The organism is Kineosporia sp. NBRC 101731 (assembly GCF_030269305.1).
Taxonomy (GTDB): domain Bacteria; phylum Actinomycetota; class Actinomycetes; order Actinomycetales; family Kineosporiaceae; genus Kineosporia.
Genome location: NZ_BSTC01000003.1, coordinates 534,036 through 553,832 on the forward strand (window position 1 = coordinate 534,036; position 19,797 = coordinate 553,832).

Annotated in this window: 20 protein-coding genes and 1 pseudogene; 13 read left to right on the plus strand and 8 right to left on the minus strand. The window is 70.2% G+C overall.

The features are described 5' to 3' along the window. Positions 1 to 53 precede the first annotated feature (53 nt). Positions 54 to 1,241, plus strand: a complete 1,188-nt coding sequence (gene chrA, locus QSK05_RS12340; RefSeq protein ID WP_285597268.1) for a chromate efflux transporter — start codon at positions 54 to 56, stop codon at positions 1,239 to 1,241. A gap of 8 nt (positions 1,242 to 1,249) precedes the next feature. On the opposite strand, the gene QSK05_RS12345 is transcribed toward chrA, so the two are convergent. Together QSK05_RS12345 and QSK05_RS36630 are read right to left on the minus strand one after the other, a co-directional pair. After that, a complete protein-coding gene (locus QSK05_RS12345; RefSeq protein ID WP_285597270.1) occupies positions 1,250 to 2,515 on the minus strand; it encodes a mechanosensitive ion channel family protein in 1,266 nt (421 codons plus the stop codon). Positions 2,516 to 2,779: 264 nt separating this feature from the next. Then, positions 2,780 to 3,106 (minus strand): hypothetical protein, encoded by a 327-nt coding sequence (locus tag QSK05_RS36630; RefSeq protein WP_285597272.1) that lies wholly within the window; start codon positions 3,104 to 3,106, stop codon positions 2,780 to 2,782. Between QSK05_RS36630 and QSK05_RS36330 the strand changes: the two are divergent. From QSK05_RS36330 to QSK05_RS12360, 3 genes and pseudogenes are all read left to right on the plus strand, one after another. Next, positions 3,000 to 3,320: pseudogene (locus tag QSK05_RS36330) on the plus strand (2-isopropylmalate synthase); the annotation flags it as partial. The gene QSK05_RS36630 and the pseudogene QSK05_RS36330 sit on opposite strands and share 107 nt — an antisense overlap. Positions 3,321 to 3,406: 86 nt before the next feature. Further along, on the plus strand, positions 3,407 to 3,994 hold the full coding sequence (locus QSK05_RS12355) for a hydroxymethylglutaryl-CoA lyase-like TIM-barrel protein (RefSeq protein WP_285597274.1): 588 nt from the start codon (positions 3,407 to 3,409) through the stop codon (positions 3,992 to 3,994). Then, on the plus strand, positions 3,994 to 4,647 hold the full coding sequence (locus QSK05_RS12360) for a hypothetical protein (protein ID WP_285597276.1): 654 nt from the start codon (positions 3,994 to 3,996) through the stop codon (positions 4,645 to 4,647). The genes QSK05_RS12355 and QSK05_RS12360 overlap by 1 nt, the downstream gene beginning before the upstream one ends. Here the strand turns inward: QSK05_RS12360 and QSK05_RS12365 are convergent. Continuing rightward, positions 4,644 to 5,273, minus strand: coding sequence for a YczE/YyaS/YitT family protein (locus QSK05_RS12365; RefSeq protein WP_285597277.1), 630 nt, complete (start codon positions 5,271 to 5,273; stop codon positions 4,644 to 4,646). The genes QSK05_RS12360 and QSK05_RS12365 overlap by 4 nt on opposite strands. A 161-nt stretch (positions 5,274 to 5,434) precedes the next feature. Here QSK05_RS12365 and QSK05_RS12370 point away from each other — a divergent pair, with 161 nt between their 5' ends. The 3 genes from QSK05_RS12370 (at position 5,435) to QSK05_RS12380 (ending at position 9,013) form a co-directional block, all read left to right on the plus strand. After that, complete coding sequence (locus QSK05_RS12370; protein WP_285597279.1) at positions 5,435 to 6,754, plus strand: GH1 family beta-glucosidase; 1,320 nt, start codon at positions 5,435 to 5,437, stop codon at positions 6,752 to 6,754. 23 nt (positions 6,755 to 6,777) lie between these two features. Next, on the plus strand, positions 6,778 to 7,977 hold the full coding sequence (locus tag QSK05_RS12375; protein WP_285597281.1) for an MFS transporter: 1,200 nt from the start codon (positions 6,778 to 6,780) through the stop codon (positions 7,975 to 7,977). A 61-nt stretch (positions 7,978 to 8,038) separates the two neighbouring features. Then, on the plus strand, positions 8,039 to 9,013 hold the full coding sequence (locus tag QSK05_RS12380; RefSeq protein WP_285597282.1) for a phosphotransferase family protein: 975 nt from the start codon (positions 8,039 to 8,041) through the stop codon (positions 9,011 to 9,013). Here the strand turns inward: QSK05_RS12380 and QSK05_RS12385 are convergent. Together QSK05_RS12385 and QSK05_RS12390 are read right to left on the minus strand one after the other, a co-directional pair. Further along, positions 9,010 to 10,218, minus strand: a complete 1,209-nt coding sequence (locus tag QSK05_RS12385; RefSeq protein ID WP_285597283.1) for a DUF2332 domain-containing protein — start codon at positions 10,216 to 10,218, stop codon at positions 9,010 to 9,012. The genes QSK05_RS12380 and QSK05_RS12385 overlap by 4 nt on opposite strands. Before the next feature lie 90 nt (positions 10,219 to 10,308). After that, a complete protein-coding gene (locus tag QSK05_RS12390) occupies positions 10,309 to 10,872 on the minus strand; it encodes a TetR/AcrR family transcriptional regulator (protein ID WP_285597284.1) in 564 nt (187 codons plus the stop codon). A gap of 80 nt (positions 10,873 to 10,952) precedes the next feature. Between QSK05_RS12390 and QSK05_RS12395 the strand changes: the two genes are divergently transcribed. After that, positions 10,953 to 12,053, plus strand: a complete 1,101-nt coding sequence (locus QSK05_RS12395) for a zinc-binding alcohol dehydrogenase family protein (protein WP_285597285.1) — start codon at positions 10,953 to 10,955, stop codon at positions 12,051 to 12,053. Positions 12,054 to 12,517: 464 nt separating this feature from the next. On the opposite strand, the gene QSK05_RS12400 is transcribed toward QSK05_RS12395, so the two are convergent. Continuing rightward, positions 12,518 to 13,483 carry an NADPH:quinone oxidoreductase family protein gene (locus tag QSK05_RS12400; protein ID WP_285597286.1) on the minus strand — a complete coding sequence of 322 codons (966 nt, stop codon included), beginning with the start codon at positions 13,481 to 13,483 and terminating at the stop codon, positions 12,518 to 12,520. A 194-nt stretch (positions 13,484 to 13,677) separates the two neighbouring features. Between QSK05_RS12400 and QSK05_RS12405 the strand changes: the two genes are divergently transcribed. Then, entirely contained in the window at positions 13,678 to 14,109 is a 432-nt protein-coding gene (locus tag QSK05_RS12405; RefSeq protein ID WP_285597287.1) for a hypothetical protein, read from the plus strand. Positions 14,110 to 14,174: 65 nt separating this feature from the next. On the opposite strand, the gene QSK05_RS12410 is transcribed toward QSK05_RS12405, so the two are convergent. Beyond that, on the minus strand, positions 14,175 to 14,636 hold the full coding sequence (locus QSK05_RS12410) for a universal stress protein (RefSeq protein ID WP_285597288.1): 462 nt from the start codon (positions 14,634 to 14,636) through the stop codon (positions 14,175 to 14,177). Positions 14,637 to 14,855: 219 nt separating this feature from the next. After that, on the minus strand, positions 14,856 to 15,011 hold the full coding sequence (locus QSK05_RS12415) for a hypothetical protein (protein ID WP_285597289.1): 156 nt from the start codon (positions 15,009 to 15,011) through the stop codon (positions 14,856 to 14,858). Between the two features lie 447 nt (positions 15,012 to 15,458). On the opposite strand from QSK05_RS12415, the gene QSK05_RS12420 reads away from it, so the two are divergent. From QSK05_RS12420 to QSK05_RS12435, 4 genes are all read left to right on the plus strand, one after another. Then, positions 15,459 to 16,628, plus strand: coding sequence for an ROK family transcriptional regulator (locus QSK05_RS12420; protein ID WP_285597290.1), 1,170 nt, complete (start codon positions 15,459 to 15,461; stop codon positions 16,626 to 16,628). Between the two features lie 61 nt (positions 16,629 to 16,689). After that, positions 16,690 to 18,021, plus strand: a complete 1,332-nt coding sequence (locus QSK05_RS12425; protein ID WP_285597291.1) for an extracellular solute-binding protein — start codon at positions 16,690 to 16,692, stop codon at positions 18,019 to 18,021. Continuing rightward, the gene (locus QSK05_RS12430) at positions 18,018 to 18,974 is read left to right on the plus strand and encodes a carbohydrate ABC transporter permease (protein WP_285597292.1); all 957 of its coding nucleotides are present in this window, start codon (positions 18,018 to 18,020) and stop codon (positions 18,972 to 18,974) included. The genes QSK05_RS12425 and QSK05_RS12430 overlap by 4 nt, the downstream gene beginning before the upstream one ends. Then, positions 18,971 to 19,795, plus strand: coding sequence for a carbohydrate ABC transporter permease (locus QSK05_RS12435; RefSeq protein WP_285597293.1), 825 nt, complete (start codon positions 18,971 to 18,973; stop codon positions 19,793 to 19,795). The genes QSK05_RS12430 and QSK05_RS12435 overlap by 4 nt, the downstream gene beginning before the upstream one ends. The last annotated feature ends 2 nt before the right edge of the window (positions 19,796 to 19,797 follow it).

Genomic DNA, 19,797 nt, shown 5'->3' on the forward strand with positions numbered 1-19,797 from the left:
GGTCCATCGGCGCGCGGTTGAGCGAACGCCGGCGGCCGGTCAGACTGCGCGGCATGACTGAGGCACCACCCCGGCACCCCGGTTCGGCCGGTGAGGTGTTCCGCGTCTTCCTGCAGCTCGGCCTGACGTCGTTCGGTGGGCCGGTGGCGCACCTGGGCTACTTCCGCGAGGCGCTGGTGGTGCGTCGCCGCTGGCTGAGTGAACAGGCCTATGCCGACGTGGTGGCGCTGTGCCAGTTCCTGCCGGGGCCGGCCTCCAGCCAGGTGGGTATGGCGCTGGGGCTGCAACGCGCCGGCTTCGCCGGGCTCCTGGCCGCCTGGACGGCCTTCACCCTGCCGTCCGCGGTCCTGCTCATGGCCTTCGCCTACGCGGTGACCGAACTGGGGGGCTCCACCGGCACCGGATGGATCCTCGGTCTCAAGGCCGCGGCCGTCGCCGTGGTGGCCCAGGCCGTGATGGGGATGGCCGGCTCACTGGCTCCCGACCGCCCGCGGGCCACCGTCGCCGGGGCCGCCACCGTCGCGGCGCTGCTGGCCCCGCAGGCCTGGGCCCAGCCGGCGATCATCGCCGCGGCCGCGCTGGCCGGTCTGGTCTGGTTGCGGCCGGACGCCGCGACGCCTGCCACCGGTGAGGCCGGTGAGGAGGAGGACTTCCCGGACGTGCGGGTGCCGCGCGGCGTGGCCCTGGGGTCGCTGGCCACGTTCTTCGTGCTCCTGGTCGCCGTGCCGATCCTGCCCCGGCTCTTCGGGATCTTCTACCGGGCCGGTGCCCTGGTCTTCGGCGGTGGCCACGTGGTGCTGCCCCTGCTGGAATCGGGTCTGGTGCCGGCGGGACTGGTCGGGCACGACGAGTTCCTGGCCGGTTACGGTGCGGCCCAGGCCGTTCCCGGTCCGCTGTTCACCGTCGCGGCGTATCTGGGGGCGATCGCCGACGGAGTTCCCGGTGCCCTGGTCGCGCTGGTGGCCATCTTCCTGCCCGCGGCACTTCTCGTCGTCGGTGTGCTGCCGTTCTGGCAGTCGCTCCGGCACGTGCCCTCGGCCCGCGCGGCCCTGATGGGTGTCAATGCCGGGGTGGTCGGTCTGCTCGCGGCCGCCCTCTACGACCCGGTCTTCACCGACGGCATCACCTCGGCCCGGGCGCTGGCCCTCGCCGTCGCGGCGTTCGTGCTGCTCACCCGCTGGCCGGTACCGGCGTGGGCCGTGGTGATCGCGGCGGCGGCCGTGGGAGCCGTGGCCCTGTAGGGAGGCGCTCAGAGTTCCTCCGGCCCCGGCACCGTGAACGACGCCGAGAAGCCCGCGGCGTTGAGGTCCAGGAAGAGCCGGCGCCGCAGGACCGCGAGGGCCTGCTGCCGGGAGGTGTCGGACACCCGGGCCGTCACGCGCAGCACCACGTGGTCGTCGCCGGCGTTGATCAGGCCGGCCAGGTGGCTCTGGGTCAGGACCGGCACGTCGGCGTCTTCGAGCAGGTCGCGCAGATGGGCCAGGTCGTCGAGGTCCTTGGGGGTGAAGGCGAGGGGCTGGGTGTCGACCGTCTCGGCAGCGGAGGTCACCGTGGCCAGGGTGGCGAAGGCCTTCTGCCGGGCGCCGGGCACCAGGACCGGCAGGATCTCGGCGAGGGTGCCGGCGACCGCGCCGGCCTTCAGCGGGTTCGGTGAGGCGGCCGAGGCCAGGTCACGGTCGAGGCGGTCCAGGCTCATCCGCACCACGCGTTCGGCGGCGGCGAGGCGGCCGGCGGCGCTGGTGTCGGGGGAGGCGTCGCCGAAGCCCGCCCGGATGTCGAGCGTCAGGTGCGACTGGGCCTGGGTGCGGTTGCCGAGCCGGTCGATCTTGCTGTGCCGCACGTGCCAGATCGTGCCGTCGCGGCCGCGTAGCCGGGTGGTGCGCAGGCCGATCTCCTCCACCACACCGGTGGCACCGAGGGTGGTGTCGATGTAGTCGCCGATGCCGTAGGTGTCTTCGGCGAGGACGAAGAGACCGGCGATGATGTCGCGGCCCAGGCCCTGGGCGCTGACGGCGGCGACCACGCCGAGCAGGCCGGCGGTGAAGACCCCGGCCTTCGAGAGCCCGGTGCCCTGCACGAAGAGCAGGACGGCGATCATGGCCAGGGCGGCGGAGGTGAGATGGGACAGCAGCGAGGCAATGGCCCGGGCCCGCTGCTTGCGTCGTTCGGTGAGGGCTTCCTCGCCGGTGTCGGTGCGGCGCCGGACGGTCTGCCACAGCGTCCGGAGGCTGCCGTGACCGGGGGAGGCGCTGGTGGCGATGCGGTCGGCGACGGCCTTGAGCAGGCGGTGCGCGATCAGCCGGACCACCAGCAGCAGCGCGATCAGGACGACGGCCTTGAGGGTGAAGTGGAGCAGCGTGTCACCGGCGCGCAGCAGGAGCTGGGTGAAGGCGTCCGGGCCGTCCTGCGCGGCGTCGGAGACCTGGTGCCACAGCTGGGTGGGTGTCGGTGAGGGGGACGGTTGCGCCGCCGTTGCCGTCTGGGAGCCGGCCACGGCGGGTATTGCGGGAAGCACGAGGTTCCTTTCCGGCCCGGTTCGCGCGGAGCCGGGCGTGGAGGCGGATCGGGTTCTGGGTGGAGGCACCGTCGCCACGTCAAGCTAACCATAAATGTTACGGCGATATTTCGCGAATCACAGTGCCACGCGAAAGATGTTGGCCAGCGGTGATTTCGGGAATATTCGGCGCCGTCGGCACGTCCCCCGAAAGGTGTTCTGGCATGGATGTTTACCAGTTCACTAGGATCCCTTGCACTGGTTCGGAAGGAGATTCATGTCTGATCAGATCGTCGAGTCCGCCCGGGCCGGAAAGGTCGTGGTGTTCGAGGAGTCGGCTCGCGACGGGGCCCAGGCCAAGACTTTCATGGGGGCGGTGCTGCGCACGGCGATCGCCCGTGAACAGGGGCGCATCTTCGGTGATTCCGGTCCCCGGCAGGTGATTTTCGCCGCCGGTTTCCCCTCGGTGGCCGAGCCGGAGCGGGAGATCACCCGCCGGGTCGCCCTGGAGAGCGCCGACCGGGTGAGCCCTTCGGCGGTCTGCCGGGGCACCGCTGACGATGTGCGCCTGGCGCTGGACACGATGCGGGGCGTGCCGGGTGGCCGGATCATGGTGATCCTGCCGTCCTCGGGGCCGACCGCCGGGGCGATGACCCATCAGAGCCCGCAGCAGGCTCTGGAACAAGGGCTGGACCTGGTGCGCACGGCGGTGGACGAGGCGTCCGGGACGGCCGTCGACGTCTGTTTCGTGGACGTGCCCCGTGCCGACCCCCGGCTGGTGGCCGACAGCGCGGCGCGGATGACCGCGGCGGGCGGTGGCGTGATGGTGCTCGCCGACACGATCGGGCAGTGGCTGCCCGGTCTCGCGCAGCGGGCGGTCACCCGGATCGGTGAGTATGCGGGCCGGAGGTGGTGCTCGGCACGCACTTCCACAACGACCTGGGACTCGGCCTGGCGAACACCGTGGCCGCCGCCCAGGCCGGGGCCCGGGTGCTGGCGAGCTCCTGGCTCGGCATCGCCGAGCGCTCCGGGCTGGCCGCGACCGAGCAGCTGCTGTTCCTGCTGGCCTACGAGAAGGAGACCACCGCGGCCGTGCTCGGCCCCGACGCCGACCCATGGTGGGAACAGCCCGATCTCACGCTGCTTCCGGGCCTCGCGGACGCCGTGTCCCGGGGCACCGGGGTGCCGATCAGCGTGACCACGCCGATCGTGGGCAGCGGGGTCGGCACGATCTCCACCGGCACACCGTTCGCCGCCCCGGACGTCTACCAGCCCTTCGACCCGGAGACGGTGCTCGGGCTGCGGCCGCGGGTGCTGCTGACCCATCTGGCCAGCGGCCGGGTGGTGCGGGCCGTCGCGGCCGAGCTCGGTCACGATCTCGATGCGGCCCGGGCCGCGCTCGCGCTGACCTGGGTGAAGCACCGGGCCTACCGCACCGGCCGGGCCGTCGTGGAGCGGGAGCAGTTCGCCGACTTCCTCGACGGCCTGCACGCCTCCTGATGCCGAGCCAGCCGAGCCAGCCGAGCCAGCCGAGCCAGCCGGACTGGCCCGGTCTCGATCGGGTGCCGGAGACGCTGCGGTCAGGCCGCGCCGTCGTGCTGCCCAACCCCAGCCCGCTCACCTACGTGGTCGCCGCGACGGCTCCGGACGTGGTCAACGCGGCCAAGCAGCGCCCGCAGACCCAGGAGGTAGCGGTCTGGGTGCGGGGCGACGAGGTCTGGGACCAGGTCGCGGAAGGCATCCGGCTGCCGGCGCCGGACCGGGCCCGGGCGCTCGACCTGCTGCGGAACGAGCTGGTGACAGCCCTGGTGCCGGTGCACGCGCCGGACGTCCTGCCGCCCTGGCTGCGGCCGGCGGTGCGCGACGGGTTCGCCCTGCTCTTCGGCACGCTCTGGGAACCGCTGGGCCCGGCGCTGGCGCAGTTCCCCCGGCTGTACGTCAGCAGTGCCAACCGCACCGGGAGTCCACCTGCCCCGACCGCGCGGGACGCGTCCACCATGTTCGGTCCGGACTGCCTGGTCGTGGACGGCGACACGGCCCGCGACCTCACGGTCACACACCACGCGACCACCACGGTTCGGGTGGGCGCGGACGGCGCGCTGGAGCTCGTGCGTCCGGGAGCAACGGACGAGGTGGTCGCCCGCCGCCCCTAGAGGGCAGGTTGGGTGGCGCGGTCGTGGACCAGGCCGGGCACCCGGCGGGTGGCCAGGTCGATGGCCGGGCCCAGCACCAGGATGACCAGGATCGTGCCCGGCCCCACGGCTCCGCCCAGCAACCAGCCGACCAGCGCGCCGCCGCCCTGAAGGATGCTGTAGCTCCAGCGGAACGGCACGGGCGGGTCCCAGGCCAGGGCGGCGGCCTCGGCCGGACCGGCACCGGTGCCGCTACCGAGATAGCCGGCGACTCCGATGGCCAGCACCGGCACGGCGGCGATCAGCATCACGATCCGCGTCGCCATGCTGTCAGGGGTGTCCAGCCAGGCCAGCAGCAGGGACACGGTCAGCCCGACCACGACCGGCTGGGTGACTGTGCCGAGGCCGGGGCGGGTGCCGCGGAGCCAGGCCATGATCACGAAGACCACACCGACCGAGATGTTCACGACCATGAACGGCAGACCGCTCGTGTCGGTGATGCCGCTGATCAGGGTGGAGTAGCCGTCGGACCCGAGCGAGGCGAGGAGGAAGAGCGCCACGCCCGCGCCGAGCACCACGCACGATGCCACCAGATGGAAGATGCGGCCCGGGGTGATGGACGGGCGTTCGGTGCTGCTGTCGTTCACGCTTCTCGAGACCTTGGGGTGACACGGGCCACCGGAGCATACCCGAGCCACGTTCGATGACCGTCCGTCATGGACAGCTACCGGTGACGAAAGGGAAGATCGTCGCGGCGATGACGTGATCATGGACGGCGACGGCCCCGGGGAGCGCAGTGAACCTGCCAGTGAAACTGCCACGGAACTTCGTGTTCGGCACCAGCACGGCGGCCTACCAGATCGAGGGCGCGGTCGACGAGGACGGCCGGGGTCGCAGCATCTGGGACACCTTCACCGCGCAACCGGGACGCATCGCCGACGGCAGTAGCGGCGCGGTGGCATGTGACCACTACCACCGCTGGCCCGAAGATCTCGAGCTGCTGAAGCGACTCGGCGCCGGGGGCTACCGGTTCTCGGTCGCCTGGCCCCGGATCCAGCCGACCGGCTCGGGCCCCGTCAACGGCCCCGGTCTGGACTTCTACGACCAGCTCGTCGACCGCTTGCTGGAGGCGGGGATCGCGCCGATGGCCACGCTCTACCACTGGGACCTACCCCAGGGGCTTGAGGACGCGGGTGGCTGGCTGATGCGTGACACGGCCCTGCGGTTCGGGGAGTACGCGGCGATCGTGGCCGGGCGCCTGGGCGACCGGGTGACCCACTGGTGCCCGGTGAACGAGCCCAACGTCATGACGCTGCAGGGCTACGCGCAGACCGAACTCGCGCCGGGCCGGGGCCTGCTGTTCGACGCGCTGCCCGCCGTGCACCACGCCCTCCTGGCCCACGGCCTGGCCGTGCAGGCCATTCGCGCTCGGGGAACGGGGGCGGTCGGCACCGCGACCAACCACTTCCCGGTCTGGCCGGCGACCGGCAGCGAGAACGACGCGGCGGCGGCGCAGGCCCTCGACGTGCTGTGGAACCGCCTGTTCGCCGACCCGATCCTGCTGGGCCGCTATCCCGAGGGCCTGGAACCGCACAACTCCGGCCCGGACGACCTGGCCCTGATCGGCGCACCCCTCGACTTCTACGGCGTGAACTACTACAACCCCGCGGGTGTGCGGGCCGCCCCGTCCGGTGCCCCGCTGCCGTTCGAGTACACCGGGGTACCCGGCCACCCGACCACCGACTTCGGCTGGCCGGTCGTGCCCCAGGGCCTGACCGACGTGCTCGTCGACCTGAAAGACCGCTACCCGCACCTGCCCCCGGTGATCGTGACGGAGAACGGCTGTTCCTACGCCACCGGGCCGGACGAGAACGGCGTGGTGGACGACCAGGCCCGCATCGACTATCTCGACGCGCACCTGCGGGCCGTCGCCGACGCGGTGGACCAGGGGGTGGACGTACGCGGCTACTACTGCTGGTCGCTGCTGGACAACTTCGAGTGGGCCGACGGGTACACGCAGCGGTTCGGCCTGGTGCACGTGAACTTCGAGACCCTTGTGCGCACCCCGAAGCGATCCTTCGCCTGGTACGCCGAGAAGATCCGGGCCCACCGCGAAACCGCGCCGTGAGCCGGGAGGTTCCCCGATCCTGGGTGGCAGGGCTGGTCCTGGTCAGCATCGGCATGTGGTCCGGCCTGTTCGGCCCGATCCAGGTGCTGCTGGCCGAACAGGCCCAGGCTCTCGCGCCCGGTCACAAGGAAGCGGCGCTCTCCCTGGTGACGGGGGTCGGTGCCGCCGTGTCGACCGTGCTCAACCCGGTCTGGGGCGCCTTCTCCGACCGCACCACCCTGCACCGGGGTCGTCGCCTGCCCTGGGTGCTCGGCGGCGCCGCGGGTGGGGTGGTCGCGATGCTGCTGCTGTCGGGGGCCGGCTCGATCCTGGAGATGACCCTCGCCTGGGCCCTGGCCCAGGCCGCCCTCAACGCCATGCTCGCGGCGATCACCGCGACCGTGCCCGACCAGGTGCCGGCCGGCGAGCGCGGCGGTGTCGGGGGAGCGCTCGCCGTGGCCCAGACCCTCGGCGTCGTGGGCGGCACCGGGATCGCGGCCGCCACCGGCAGTACCGCCGCCGGATACCTGACCCTGGCCGGGGTTCTCGTCGTGACCACGACTCCCTACGCACTCAACGCGCGTGACCGGGCCATCGGGCGGGAGGAACGTCCACCCTTGGCTCTGAAGGATTTCTGGGTGTCACCGCGCCGGCACCCGGACTTCGGCTGGGCCTGGATCACCCGGTTCCTGATGAACCTCGGCAACGCCCTGCTCATCCTCTACCTGCTGTACTACCTGAAAGATGCGGTGGGGTTGCCCGACGACGAGGCCGACGGAACGGTTTTCGCCCTGACCGCGGTCTACGGCCTGTGCACGGTGGTGACGGCGTCCGTGGGCGGCTACTGGTCGGACCGGGCCGGGCGGCGCAAGGTCTTCGTGATCTGGTCGGGCCTGATCACGGCGGCCGCACTGCTGCTGTTCGCCCTGGCCCCGACGCTGGCCTCGACCCTGGGCCCGCCGATGCCGGCGGTCTGGGCGGGAGCGGTCGCACTGGGCGTCGGCTTCGGCGCCTACACCGCGGTAGATTTCGCTCTCGTGACCCAGGTGCTGCCCACGGCCGACGACCGCGCCCGGGACCTCGGGGTCATCAACATCGCCACGGCCCTGCCCCAGGTGCTCGCCCCGGTACTGGCGGCGGGGGTGCTGGGCCTGGGCCTCGGCTACACCGGCCTGTACCTGCTGGCGGCCCTGGTCAGCGTGCTCGGGTCGGTGTTGGTGGTGCGGATCCGGTCGGTGGTCTGATGAGTCGGTGGTCTGATGATCAGTCTCACCGGGCGACCGGAACGGGAGAGGTGGAGATCTGGTGGAGAGCATCACGAAGAACCGGCAGTCACCGGCCACGCTACGGGCCATGACCGCCCGCGCCTACGGGGCCGGAATGGTGCCCGCGGGGGACGACTGGGTGGAGGAACTGGGTCACGGGTGGTTCAACGTGGTCTACCGGATCCGGCTCGTGGACGGCCGGTCGGTGGTGCTGAAGATCGCGCCGCCGCCGCACATCGAGGTGATGAGTTACGAGCGGGCGGCCATGGCTACGGAACTAGCTGCGCTGCAACTGATCCGGGACAAGACCGAGGTGCCGGTCCCGGCCGTCGACTTCGCCGATCGTAGCCACGAACTGTGCGACGCGGACTACTTCTTCATGTCCTACGTGGACGCCGACAACTTCGGCATCCTGCGGCAGGAGGGAAGTCTGTCGCCGCAGGACGAGAACACCTACCGGGAGGCGGTCGGCGCTCTCAACCGTGAGCTCAACGAGGTGCGCGGGCCCTGGTTCGGTGCGCTGGAGGGGCCGGGGCACCCCACCTGGCGGGCCTGTTTCACCGGCCTGCTCGAGGGTGTGCTGGGAGACGGCGAGCGTCGCGGCGTCGACCTGGGGTACGGGTACGACGTGGTGCGGGAGGCCATCGCGGCCCGGGCCGGCACCCTCGACGCGGTGACCGAACCGCGCTTCGTGGAGTGGGACCTGTTCCCCAACAACGCCATGGTACGCGACGGGAGGATCGTCAGCGTCATCGACCACGAACGGGCTTTCTACGGGGACCCGCTGATCGAGGCCGGTTTCGTCGGGCTGGATCTGCCGGGGGCCTTCGGTGACCCGGCGGCCTTCCTGCGGGGCTACGGGTGGGGCGATTTCACCGACGACGAGCGGCAGCGGCGCTGGCTGTACAGCCTGTACCTGGTGCTCATCATGATCATCGAGACGAACTACCGCGGGCACACCACCACGACGCAGTACGACTGGTGTCGCGAGCGGCTCGTGGAGCTCATGGGTTAGCCGGCCGTCCAGGAGAGCAGGCGTCCTCGGGACCAGCAGCGGCCCAGGGCCTCGGAGTGCGGTGACGAGCCGAACAGCGCCAGCCCGACGATGCTGTGGCCCGAGGCGGGCCGGTCGCCGAAGGTCGGGATGCCCGGAGCCACGCCCACCCCCTCCGCCGACACCCAGGCGACCGGGCGCCCGGCCTCTTCGAGGAGCTGCCGGAAACGGCGTCGCTTCTCGGGCCGGTGACGCGACAGCGCCCAGGTGGTGGTGACGATCGGGAGGACGCCGGTGGGCACCTGCGCGAGGGCGTCGGGGAGCAGGTCGAGGGCCTCGCCCCGAAGAAGGTGCGGTTTCGTGCGGGCGGCCAGTGTCAGCTGGGCCCGGAGGTCAGCGGCTTGGCCGGGTCGGTCGGGGGCCAGGCAGGCGTGCAGCCATCGGGCGTCGTCGGGGTCGGAGCGGGCGTCGATGCCGGTGTGTGACCCGGTACCGGGCCGAGCGCCGGCGGAGAGGTCGAGGGGATCGGGATCGATGCCGATCCGGGTGACCACCTCGGGGAAAGCACGTTCGGGGAGGGGGCGGTCGCCCACGATGCGGGCCGAAAGCTGCACCGGGGACAAGGTATCGCCCCGGACCTGCCCGTTGTCGTACGCGATGCCGCACTGGTCGACCTGGAGATTCAGGCCCGTCGAGCAGTCCATGTCGATCAGTGCCACGGCCGTGGCGCCGGCTCGGTGGGCCGCCTCGGCCGCGGCCGGGTAGAGCACGGCGCAGCGGGCGGTCTGGAGTGTCCGGACCCGCCGGGCAGCAGCGATGGCGGCGACCGCGGCGCTCTGGCGCAGCAAGGTGCCCACAGCGACGGCGGCCGGATCGGGTTGTCGCGGATGGCTTTCCGGGGTCGGCCGGACATGGTCGTCGGGGTCGTCGGGGTCGTCGTGGTCCGGAGCGACATGGCCGACGGGAGCGGTGTAGATCTCGGCCAGCTCCGGGGCCTGCCCGGAGAGCGCGAGGTCGTGGAGCGCGGCCAGGATCAGCGCGGGCTGCCGGCGGCGAACGGGCGCCTGCTCGATCGCCCGCAGGGCCTCGTCCGACGCACTCAGGGCCAGGGCGATGCGCCGGTACAGCGGCGAGGTGCCGTCGTCCTCGCCGAAAGCCCGGTAGACCGCGGCCAGAGTCCTGGCGCGAGGGCCATGAGGGTCGGCCCCCTTCTTGTTCGTGATCATGCAAAACCTCCCCGGGGAGGTTTTGCATGATCACGAACATAGGGGTGCAGGGGGTGAGCGGCGAACGTCCAGGAGAGGTCGGAGAGGGTTCTAGCCACTGGAGAGACTTTCGCGGAACTCGCCGAGTGCCTTCTGCATCAGCGCGGGAAAGTCGGCCGTGGGGTGGGTGATCCATTCGGCCGCGGCGACCGAGAAGATCGACAGGGCGGCCTGCGCGGCGAAGGTGGCGGTGCGTTCCGGCACACCCCGGCGGCCCAGTACCTGAGCTACCGCCACAGCCGTCCCGGCCGACTTGACCAGGTCGCGTTCCTGGAGTTCCGGGGTGACCGCGAGCACGGCGATCCGGGCCTTGGCGAACTCGTAGTAGGGCGCCAGTTCCAGTCCGGCGTGGGTGAGGGCCAGGACGACCGCGTCGATCGGGCCCAGATCGGGGGCCGCGGCCTCCAGGTGGCCCAGCACGCTCTCCTCGAACATCTGGGCGTTGGCGAAGAAGACCTCGCGCTTGTCGGCGAAGTGGTTGAAGAACGTGCGCTTGGTCAGCCCGGCCCGGTCGGCGATCTGCGCGACGGTCACCTCGCCGTACCCGCGTTCCTGGAACAGCTCCATGGCCGCCTGCTGCAGACGCCCACGCGCGTCCGGTTCCCACCGTGCCATGCCCCGATCCTACTGCGATTGCACTTAGTGCAGTCGCATGTCACTCTTGATTGCACCAAGTGAAATCACGAGGAGTCGTCATGCCGTCCAACCGCGCCGCCTGGATCCCCGCCCGTCACCGCCCCTTGGAGGTCGGGCCCGCGCCCTACACCGCCCCCGGGCCGGGCCAGATCGTTGTCCGCAATCACGCCGTCGCCCTCAATCCGCTGGACTGGGTCATCCAGCTGGCCGGCCGGGTGGCCTACACCTGGCTCACCTACCCGGCCGTGCTCGGCGCCGACCTGGCGGGTGAGGTGGTCGAGGTGGGGGCGGACGTGACCCGGTTCCAGCCCGGCGACCGGGTGCTGGCCCTGTCGGTCGGCACCGACAAAGACGCCGACAGCGCTGCCCAGGGTGCGTTCCAGCACTACGCGGTGGTCGAGGAACGGCTGGCCAGCCCCCTGCCGCCGGGCCTGTCCTACGTCGACGCGGCGGTGCTGCCCCTGGGGCTCTCCACCGCGGCCTGCGCGCTCTTCCAGAAAGACCACCTGGCTTTGCCGCACCCGACCGCCACACCGCAGCCTTCGGGTCAGACGGTGCTGGTCTGGGGCGGCTCCACGAGCGTGGGCACCAATGCGATCCAGCTGGCGGTGGCCGCCGGGTACGAGGTGATCACCACCGCCTCACCGCACAACGCCGACCGGCTGATGGATCTGGGTGCGACGCGGGTGTTCGACTACCGCAGCCCGACGGTCGAGGCGGACATCGTCGAGGCCTTCGCCGGTCGTACGTTCGCCGGGGCTCTGGCGGTCGGGCCCGGATCGACCCCGGCCTGCATCCGCATTGCCGGGAAGTGCCACGGCAACCGCTTGGTGTCCATGGTCACGGCGCCCGTGACCTTCGAGAACGGCTTCTCCCTGCTGCGCACGGCGACCGGGATGGTCGGTGGCATGGTGAGCTGGCAGGGCGCCGCCTGGCGCCGTGGGGTGCGGCTGAAATTCGTCATCGGGTCGGACCTCAAGAAGAACGAGGTGGCCACCGCGATCTTCCGGGACTTCCTGCCCGACGCGCTCGCGCAGGGCCGCTACCAGCCGCTGCCACCGGCGTCCACCGTCGGCAGCTCTCTGGAAGATCTGCAGCACGCGATGGATCTGCAGCGCAAGGGTGTCTCCGCCACCAAGCTCGTGGTCACGCTCGACTAGCGAAAACCGCTACGGCAGCGACCTCCACACCATGCCCTCACGCGGTGACCACGAGGGTCCGCCACTTGACGCTCGCGGCCGCTGCACGGGGAGTTCGCCGGCTGTAGAGCCGACTGACCCGCCGGCCCAGATCGGCGAACATCTCCCGCAGTTCCGGGGGATCGAGGATCTCGAGGTCGTCCCGTGCGCGAGAAGCGCCTGCGCCGCAACCAGAGCCGGGAACCGCACAACCGTATCGACCCATTCACCTTCGTGCACAGCGTCTTTCATCGGTTCCTGCCCGTGCATGCGCAGAACCCGGCCGAGAATGCGGCTCCGGACGCGTACCCGCACCGGCACCGTCGCCGAACGGGGGTTACGCGTTGCGGTACGGGCTCGTGCCGCTGAGCCTGGCCGACGTCGAGATCCTGCGCGGGGTCATGAGCGGATCCTCATGACCCCGCCGCGGGGTTTCAGAACTGACCTCAGGGCTGGATGACGACCTTGCCGAACACCGCACGCTCCTCCAGCAGGCCGATCGCCTCCGCAGCCCGCTCCAGCGAGTAGATACGGTGCACGGGCGGTTCCAGCACACCCGACTTCAGCAGGGGCATCAGCCGGTCCCACTCACGCCGCCAGGCCTGCGGGTACTTCGTCGTGAAGGCGCCCCAGCCCACGCCGCGCACGTCGATGTTGTTCAGCAGCAGCCGGTTCACCTTCACCGTCGGGATGCTGCCCTCGGTGAAACCGACCACCAGCAGGCGGCCCAGCGGCGCCAGGCAGCGCAGCGAGTCGGTGAACCGGTCGCCGCCCACCGGGTCGACCACCACATCCACCCCCGCGCCCGCCGTGTACGAGAGCACCGCGTCCTTGAAGCCGTCGGCCAGCACCACCTCGTCGGAGCCGAGCTCCTTGACGAACTCCGCCTTCTCGGGCGTCGAGACGACCGAGATCACCCGGGCGCCGAGCGCTTTGGCCAGCTGAACGGTGGCTGTGCCGATCCCTCCGGCCGCACCGTGCACGAGCACGGTCTGGCCCGGCAGCACGCCGGCCCGGGTGTTCAGCGCGAACGACATGGTCAGGTAGTTCATCGGCAGGCAGGCGCCGGTCACGAAACCGGTCTTGCCCGGCAGCGGCCCGACCATGCCCACCGGCACGGCGACGGTCTGGGCGAACGCCCCCGTCACGGTGGCCGCGGCCACCCGGTCACCGGCCACGAACCCCGAATCGGGGGACGCCTCCCGCACGGTGCCCGCCACCTCACCTCCCAGCACGAAGGGAATCCCGGGCTTGTGCTGGTAAAGATCCCGGCTCAGCAGCACATCGGGAAAGTTCACCCCGGCCGCCTCGACGTCGATCAGGACCTCGCCCGGTCCGGCGACCGGTTCCGGCACCTCGCCGATCTCCAGCGCCTCGGGGCCGCCCGTACTCGTCACGCGAACTGCGCGCACTATCTCTCCTTTGTCCGGCTGCTGACCCCAGCCTGCCAGGACCGGGCGGAAAAGGGATCCGGGACCGTGTGCGCAGCGCCACCCGGCGGCTGCTGGCCGGGGGACATCTGGAATCGCAGACGTGGTGCGGTGGGGGAAGGGTGGCCCCTGGCCGTGATGTAACAAAAAGGATATTGCGGTCACGAGGATCTGACATGGAGGCAGCCTTGACCAACCTCTTCTTCACCCAGCGCGCCGCTGCGACCGGTGCCGTGGCCCTGGCCGCGGTCGGACTCGGGGCCCCCGCAGCCCAGGCGGCCACGGCCGCCCAGGCGCAGGCGTCCCCCTGTGTACAGAAGGTGACCGTTGTGAACAACGGCGGTTTCACCATGTCGTTCGCGCTGTCCACCCGTGAGGGTTCGCTGACGGCCTCGACCGACACGTACGCGATCAACCAGTCCCGCACGATCGACCTGAACGCCACCGAGATCGCGCCGGGTGCGGATGTGCGGCCGGTGGTCAGTGCGACCGCGGGTGACACGGTGCCGGGCAACGTGTTCGTCTCGTACTGCGAGAACGGGCAGAGCGCCACCTACACGGCCTCGGGCACGACGCTCGACTACAGCGTCACCCTGCTCGGCGGCTGAGCGGACGGTGAGTGGGTGTGCCGCACGGCCGGGCGGCACACCCCCTCACCGCACCACAGAACGGATTACGCCTTCCGGCCGGGGCGACTGACGGCCAGCATCGGCATCAGCTCGGGGCCGACGACCAAGACCGGTGCGCAGCCCCGGTGCCCGACCTCGGCCGTGACGACACCGCCGCGGTCCTCGCCCAGAACCATGAGGGAAGCGGTGAACGACTCGGCGATCAGGACTTCGTCGGCCCGTCCCGGGATGACCCGGGTGCTGACGTGAACCGAATCTGGTTCGGCGCGCAGGGGTTCGGCGATGGACTCGAGCCACTGCGCAGTGCTGATCAGGAGCTCGGGCGAGGCGTTGGCGGGCCGGGACGAACCCGCCGGGCGCGGCGGTACGCCCAGGGCGTGGACGAGGATGAGTGGCATGTCGCGCCGTCGCGCCTCGCGTGCCGCCCGGCGGGCGACCTCGACGTTCGACGCGGACAGGTCGATCCCGGCGACGACGCAGGATCGCCTCCCGAACTCGGCAGACATTCGTTCCCCCCCAGGTGAATGGTGCGACACCAGGACGGTACTCGGTCTACTCGCAGGTAGCTACGCCGCGATCGGCGCTCACGGGAAAGCCCCTGGTCAGATGGATGCTGTGAGTTTCAAGATACGGGAAAACACCTATACGGAAGCTGGACTCGTCCCGTTCGAAATCCCGGAGGCCCGGTCTCGGTAGCGGTGGTCGGGCGGTTGTCGCGGCTGCTGTCAGCGGCCGGCCACGTACTTCACCGGCTCGGGCAGGCCGTGCTCGGCCCGCACCGGCGCCCCGTCGGCTCGATCCGCGTCCTTGGCCGGTTCCGCGAAGACTGTTCTCGGGGGGCCACTGAGGTATGCCCAGCGAAGTGCTGTCGCGCCGGTCAATTCATGGAGTCGAGGTGGCAATGCCATCTGGCCCAAGGCATTGGGCAACTCCGTAGCAAAACGGCTTCTTGCAGATGATCTGTCGGCCACCGCCACCGGTACCCCGGCTCTGGCCGGCCCGGCCCGGCGGTCATCTCGATCGACGGTAACGCCGCCTGCTGAGGTCGGGCGTAGAGGAAAGCGTGGGGTCGGCTGATGACAGCCGGCAACCCGCTCCACCCTGTCGTCGTTCCTGCCCGTCCCGAAGGCCGGGAACGGGTGCCCCCACGTGCTGGAGCCCATGTTCGTCCATAGTCCCGATGAATCAGGGCGGAAGCTGGGCACTGTGCGTGCGCCGGACCCGTAGTTTCTCCAGACATTTGAGAAACAGGCTATTAACGACCAGCGGTCGAACCGATATCGACCAGGTTATTGACGACTACTGAAGGAACTGTGAAAGTTCCGGACATGTCAATCTTGTCCGGCTCCCGGGGGCTGGGAGCGCTGCGCTCCAGGAACCGCCGTCGGCTGCTGGACCTCCTGCGCGAGCACGGTGAGGTCAGCCGCGCCGATCTGGCCCGGCTCACCGACCTTTCGGCGACCACGGTGTCCAGCCTGATCGCCGAGCTCAGCGACGAGGGCGTGGTGACCGAGGCCGGTCTCGACGATCGTCGTCCGGGTCGTACCGGTCGCCCGGGTCGCCTGGTGCAGCTGGTGGGCGGCCGCGGTCTGGTCGTCGCCCTCGACATCGGCCACGACCTGGTGCGGGCTGCCGTCTGTGACCTGTCCGGCGCCGTGGTCTCCGAGCGGGTCTGGACCGTCGACGTGGACGCCGACGACTGCCTGATCCGCATCGCCGAGCTGGTCAACGAACTGGCCGACACCACCGCAGGTGGTCGGGACCGGGTCTCGCGCCTGGTCGTGGCCGTGCCCGGGGTGGTGGAGACGGGCAGCGGGCACGTGGTCTCGGCCCGCATGCCGAACTGGCAGAGACTGGCACCGGGCCCGGTGCTGGCCACCGCCACCGGCCTGCCGACCTTCGTCGAGAACGATGCTGATCTGTGTGCGCTGGGAGAGCGCGCCTTCGGTGCGGCGCTGGGGCTGAACGACATCCTGCACGTCGTGGCGTCGACCGGTATCGGCGTCGGGCTGGTGCTCGGGGGTCGTCTATACCGCGGCAGCAACGGCGGGGCCGGCGAGCTCGGTCACGTGCAGGTCTCGGAGTTCGGCGACCTGTGCCGCTGCGGCAACCGCGGGTGCCTGGAGAGCCAGGCCTCGCTGGACGCCGTGCTGAGGGCCCTGCGGGTGGTGCACCCCCAGGCCCGGGCGGCGCCCGATCTGGCCCGGCTGGTGGCGGCCGGTGACCGGGCGGCGATCCGCGCGGTCAGCGACGCCGGCACCGCCATCGGCAAGTCCGTGGCCACCCTCTGCAACGTGCTCGCCCCGCAGGCCGTCGTGGTCGGCGGCGATCTGGCCGGAGGGGGAACCCATCTGGCCGACGCCGTGCGCGACGCCGTCGAGCGCTACACCAAACCTCTGACTGCGGACCGTATCTCGGTACTACCCGCCGAACTTGGTCATCGCGCTGCCGTTCTGGGCGCTGTGGTCACTGCCGTGGAGGCAGAGCTCGCCTCCTGATCCGTCCTTCTTTCCGGCTGCCCCCCATTTCGCGCGTCAGCGCACCGTCCTGAGGAGTCCCATGCGTTCCGTCCGGTACACCACCACCGTCGCGCTCGGCATTGCCGCCGCTCTGACCCTGACCGCCTGCGCCAGCAGTGGTTCGAGTTCCGACGACACGGGCTCGGCCGACACCGGCGCGGCCAAGACCGTTCCCACCGTGAAGGGCGACGGCAAGACGCTCACCATCTGGACGATGAACGGCGACTACACCGCCGAGACCATCGCGGCGATCAACGCCGAGTTCACCAAGGTCACCGGCGCCCAGGTGGACGTGCAGATCCAGGAGTGGGACGGCATCACCACCAAGATCAGCACGGCACTGTCCACCTCGAACACCCCGGACGTGCTCGACCTGGGCAACACGCAGGTGGCCAGCTTCTCCGCCAACGGCGGCCTGGTCGACGTCACCGCCTACAAGGCCGACCTGGCCCAGGGCCGCACCTGGCTGGCCGGTCTGGAGGAGCCCGCCACCATCGACGGCAAGCTCTACGCCGTCCCGGGCTTCGCCGGCGCCCGCGCCGTTCTCTACAACAAGAAGATGTGGAAGGACGCCGGGGTCGACGCGGCGCCCACCACCTACGACGAGCTCACCGCCGCGCTGGACAAGGTCAAGGCCAAGAACACGGCCAAGGACTTCTCCGCCTTCTACCTGCCCGGCCAGCAGTGGGCCGCCGGCATGCAGTGGGTGTGGGACGCGGGCGCGGAGATCGCCACCAGCTCGGACGGCACGTGGACGGGTGGCCTGGAGAGCCCTGAGGCGATCAAGGGCCTCAACGACTTCAAGACCTTCCAGAACACCTACTCCAGCAAGGCCTCGCAGGCGCTGGACACGGACAACCCGGACTGGAACCAGATCTTCGCCGACGAGAAGACCTCGGCGATCATGACCACCACCGGCAGCATCGCGAAGATCCTCGAGACCAACCCGAAGATGAAGTCCGAGGACATCGGCACCTTCCCGCTGCCGGGTATCTCGGGCAAGACGCAGCCGGCCATGCTCGGTGGCTCGGACTGGGGCATCGCGGCCAAGAGCGACGCCGTCGACCTGGCCCTGCAGTGGACGAAGATCGCGGTCAGCCCCGAGTTCCAGGACAAGTGGGTCGTGGGCAAGGACGGCTGGATCCCGAACAGCACCGAGGGCATCGAGGCCGCTCAGGCCGGTCTGTCCGACCAGCTCAAGGGCTTCTTCAACGCCGCGCTGAACTCCAAGGCCACCCCGGGTGCCGAGCAGTGGGCCACCATCGAGGGTGACAAGAGCATCAACGAGCTGTTCTCCTCCATCGCCACCGGGTCCAAGACGCCCGAGGAGGCCGCCAAGGAGTTCGACGCGCACCTCTCCGAGACGCTGTGACCGTCAAGACCCCGCCAGTACTGACCAGCAAGTCTGACGCCCCCGCGCCTCGTGCGCGGGGGCGCCGCCCCGACTTCACCCCGCTCTGGCTCCTGACTCCGGCCGCCCTGGTGATCCTCGTGGTCACCATCGCGCCGATCCTCTACCTGGTCTACACGTCGTTCACCGACTACAGCCAGAAGACGCTGTTCACCGGGGAATTCGCCTACACCGGGGTCGACCAGTACACGACCCTGCTGGGCAGCGGCGACTTCTGGAAGTCGCTGCTGCGGACCGTGCTCTTCACCGCCGCCATGGTGGCCGGGAGCATGGTGATCGGGATGGGGGTCTCGCACCTGCTCACCCGGCTGGGCAAGGTCATGCGGCTCACCACCACGATCGTGCTGATCCTGGCCTGGGCGATGCCGAACGTGGCCTCGTCACTGGTCTGGAACTGGCTCTTCCAGCCCGGTTACGGCGTGGTGAACTGGGCGCTGGCCCAGCTGCGGATCTTCGGTGACACCACCAGCCTGAACTGGGCCGGTGACCCGGCCCACGCCTACGCCGCGATCTGGATGCTGGTCGTCTGGCAGGCGGTGCCGTTCATCGCGCTCACACTCAACGCGGCCGAGCAGCAGGTGCCCACCGAGTACCAGGAAGCGGCCCGCCTCGACGGTGCGAGCGAGTTCACCGTCTACCGGGTGATCACGCTGAACTTCCTGCGCCCCACCCTGCTGCTGGTGACGATCCTGTCGGTGATCTGGGACTACAACGTGTTCAACCAGATCTGGCTGTTCTCCGGCGGCGGTCCCGACGACGCCACGTCCACCCTGGGCATCTTCACCTACAAGACGGCGTTCATCGGGTTCCACATCGGTCAGGGCGCGGCGATCTCCGTGGTGACGACCCTGCTCCTGCTGGGACTGACCGCGTTCTACATCCGCAACCTGCTGAAGTCTGGAGAAGATCTGTGAGGCGGCGCAGCTGGATCCCCAACACCCTGGCCGCGATCTTCTGTCTGGTCTGGGTGTTCCCGGTCTACTGGATGATCAACAGCGCCTTCAAGCCGCGCCCGGAACTGCTGTCCACCACACCGCACTTCCTGCCGACGAGCCCCACGCTGGACAACTTCGTCACCGCGGTCACGCAGGACAACTTCCTGATCAACCTGCGCAACAGCGTGATGGTGGTGGCCGCCACGGTGGTGCTGGCCATCGTCGTGGGAATCTTCGCGGCCGCGGCCCTCTCGCGGTTCCGGTTCGCCGGCCGCCGGATCATCATGGTGGTGATCCTGGCGGTGCAGATGCTGCCCGGCACCGCCCTGCTGATCCCGATGTTCGCGTTGTTCAACAGCGCCAACCTGCTGGGCACCTACTACGGGCTGATCCTGGCCTACCTGGCCACCACGCTGCCGTTCTCGATCTGGGTGATGCGGGGCTTCTTCATCGCCATCCCGGTGGAGATCGAGGAGGCCGCCCGCTGCGACGGGGCCGGTACCTGGCGGATCCTGTTCAGCGTGCTGTTCCCGCTGGTGGCCCCGGGCGTGATCGCGACGAGCATCTTCGCGTTCATCGCGGCCTGGAACGACTACCTGGTCGCCTACACGTTCATGCAGGACCAGAGCCACTACACGCTCCCGGTCTGGCTGGCCTCCTTCACGAACCCGGTCACCGGGACGGACTACGGTGGCCAGATGGCGGCGTCCGTGCTGTTCTCGCTGCCCGTGGTCATCTTCTTCCTCATCGTCCAGCGCAATCTCGTCGCCGGCATGTCCGCCGGTGCTGTAAAGGGTTGATC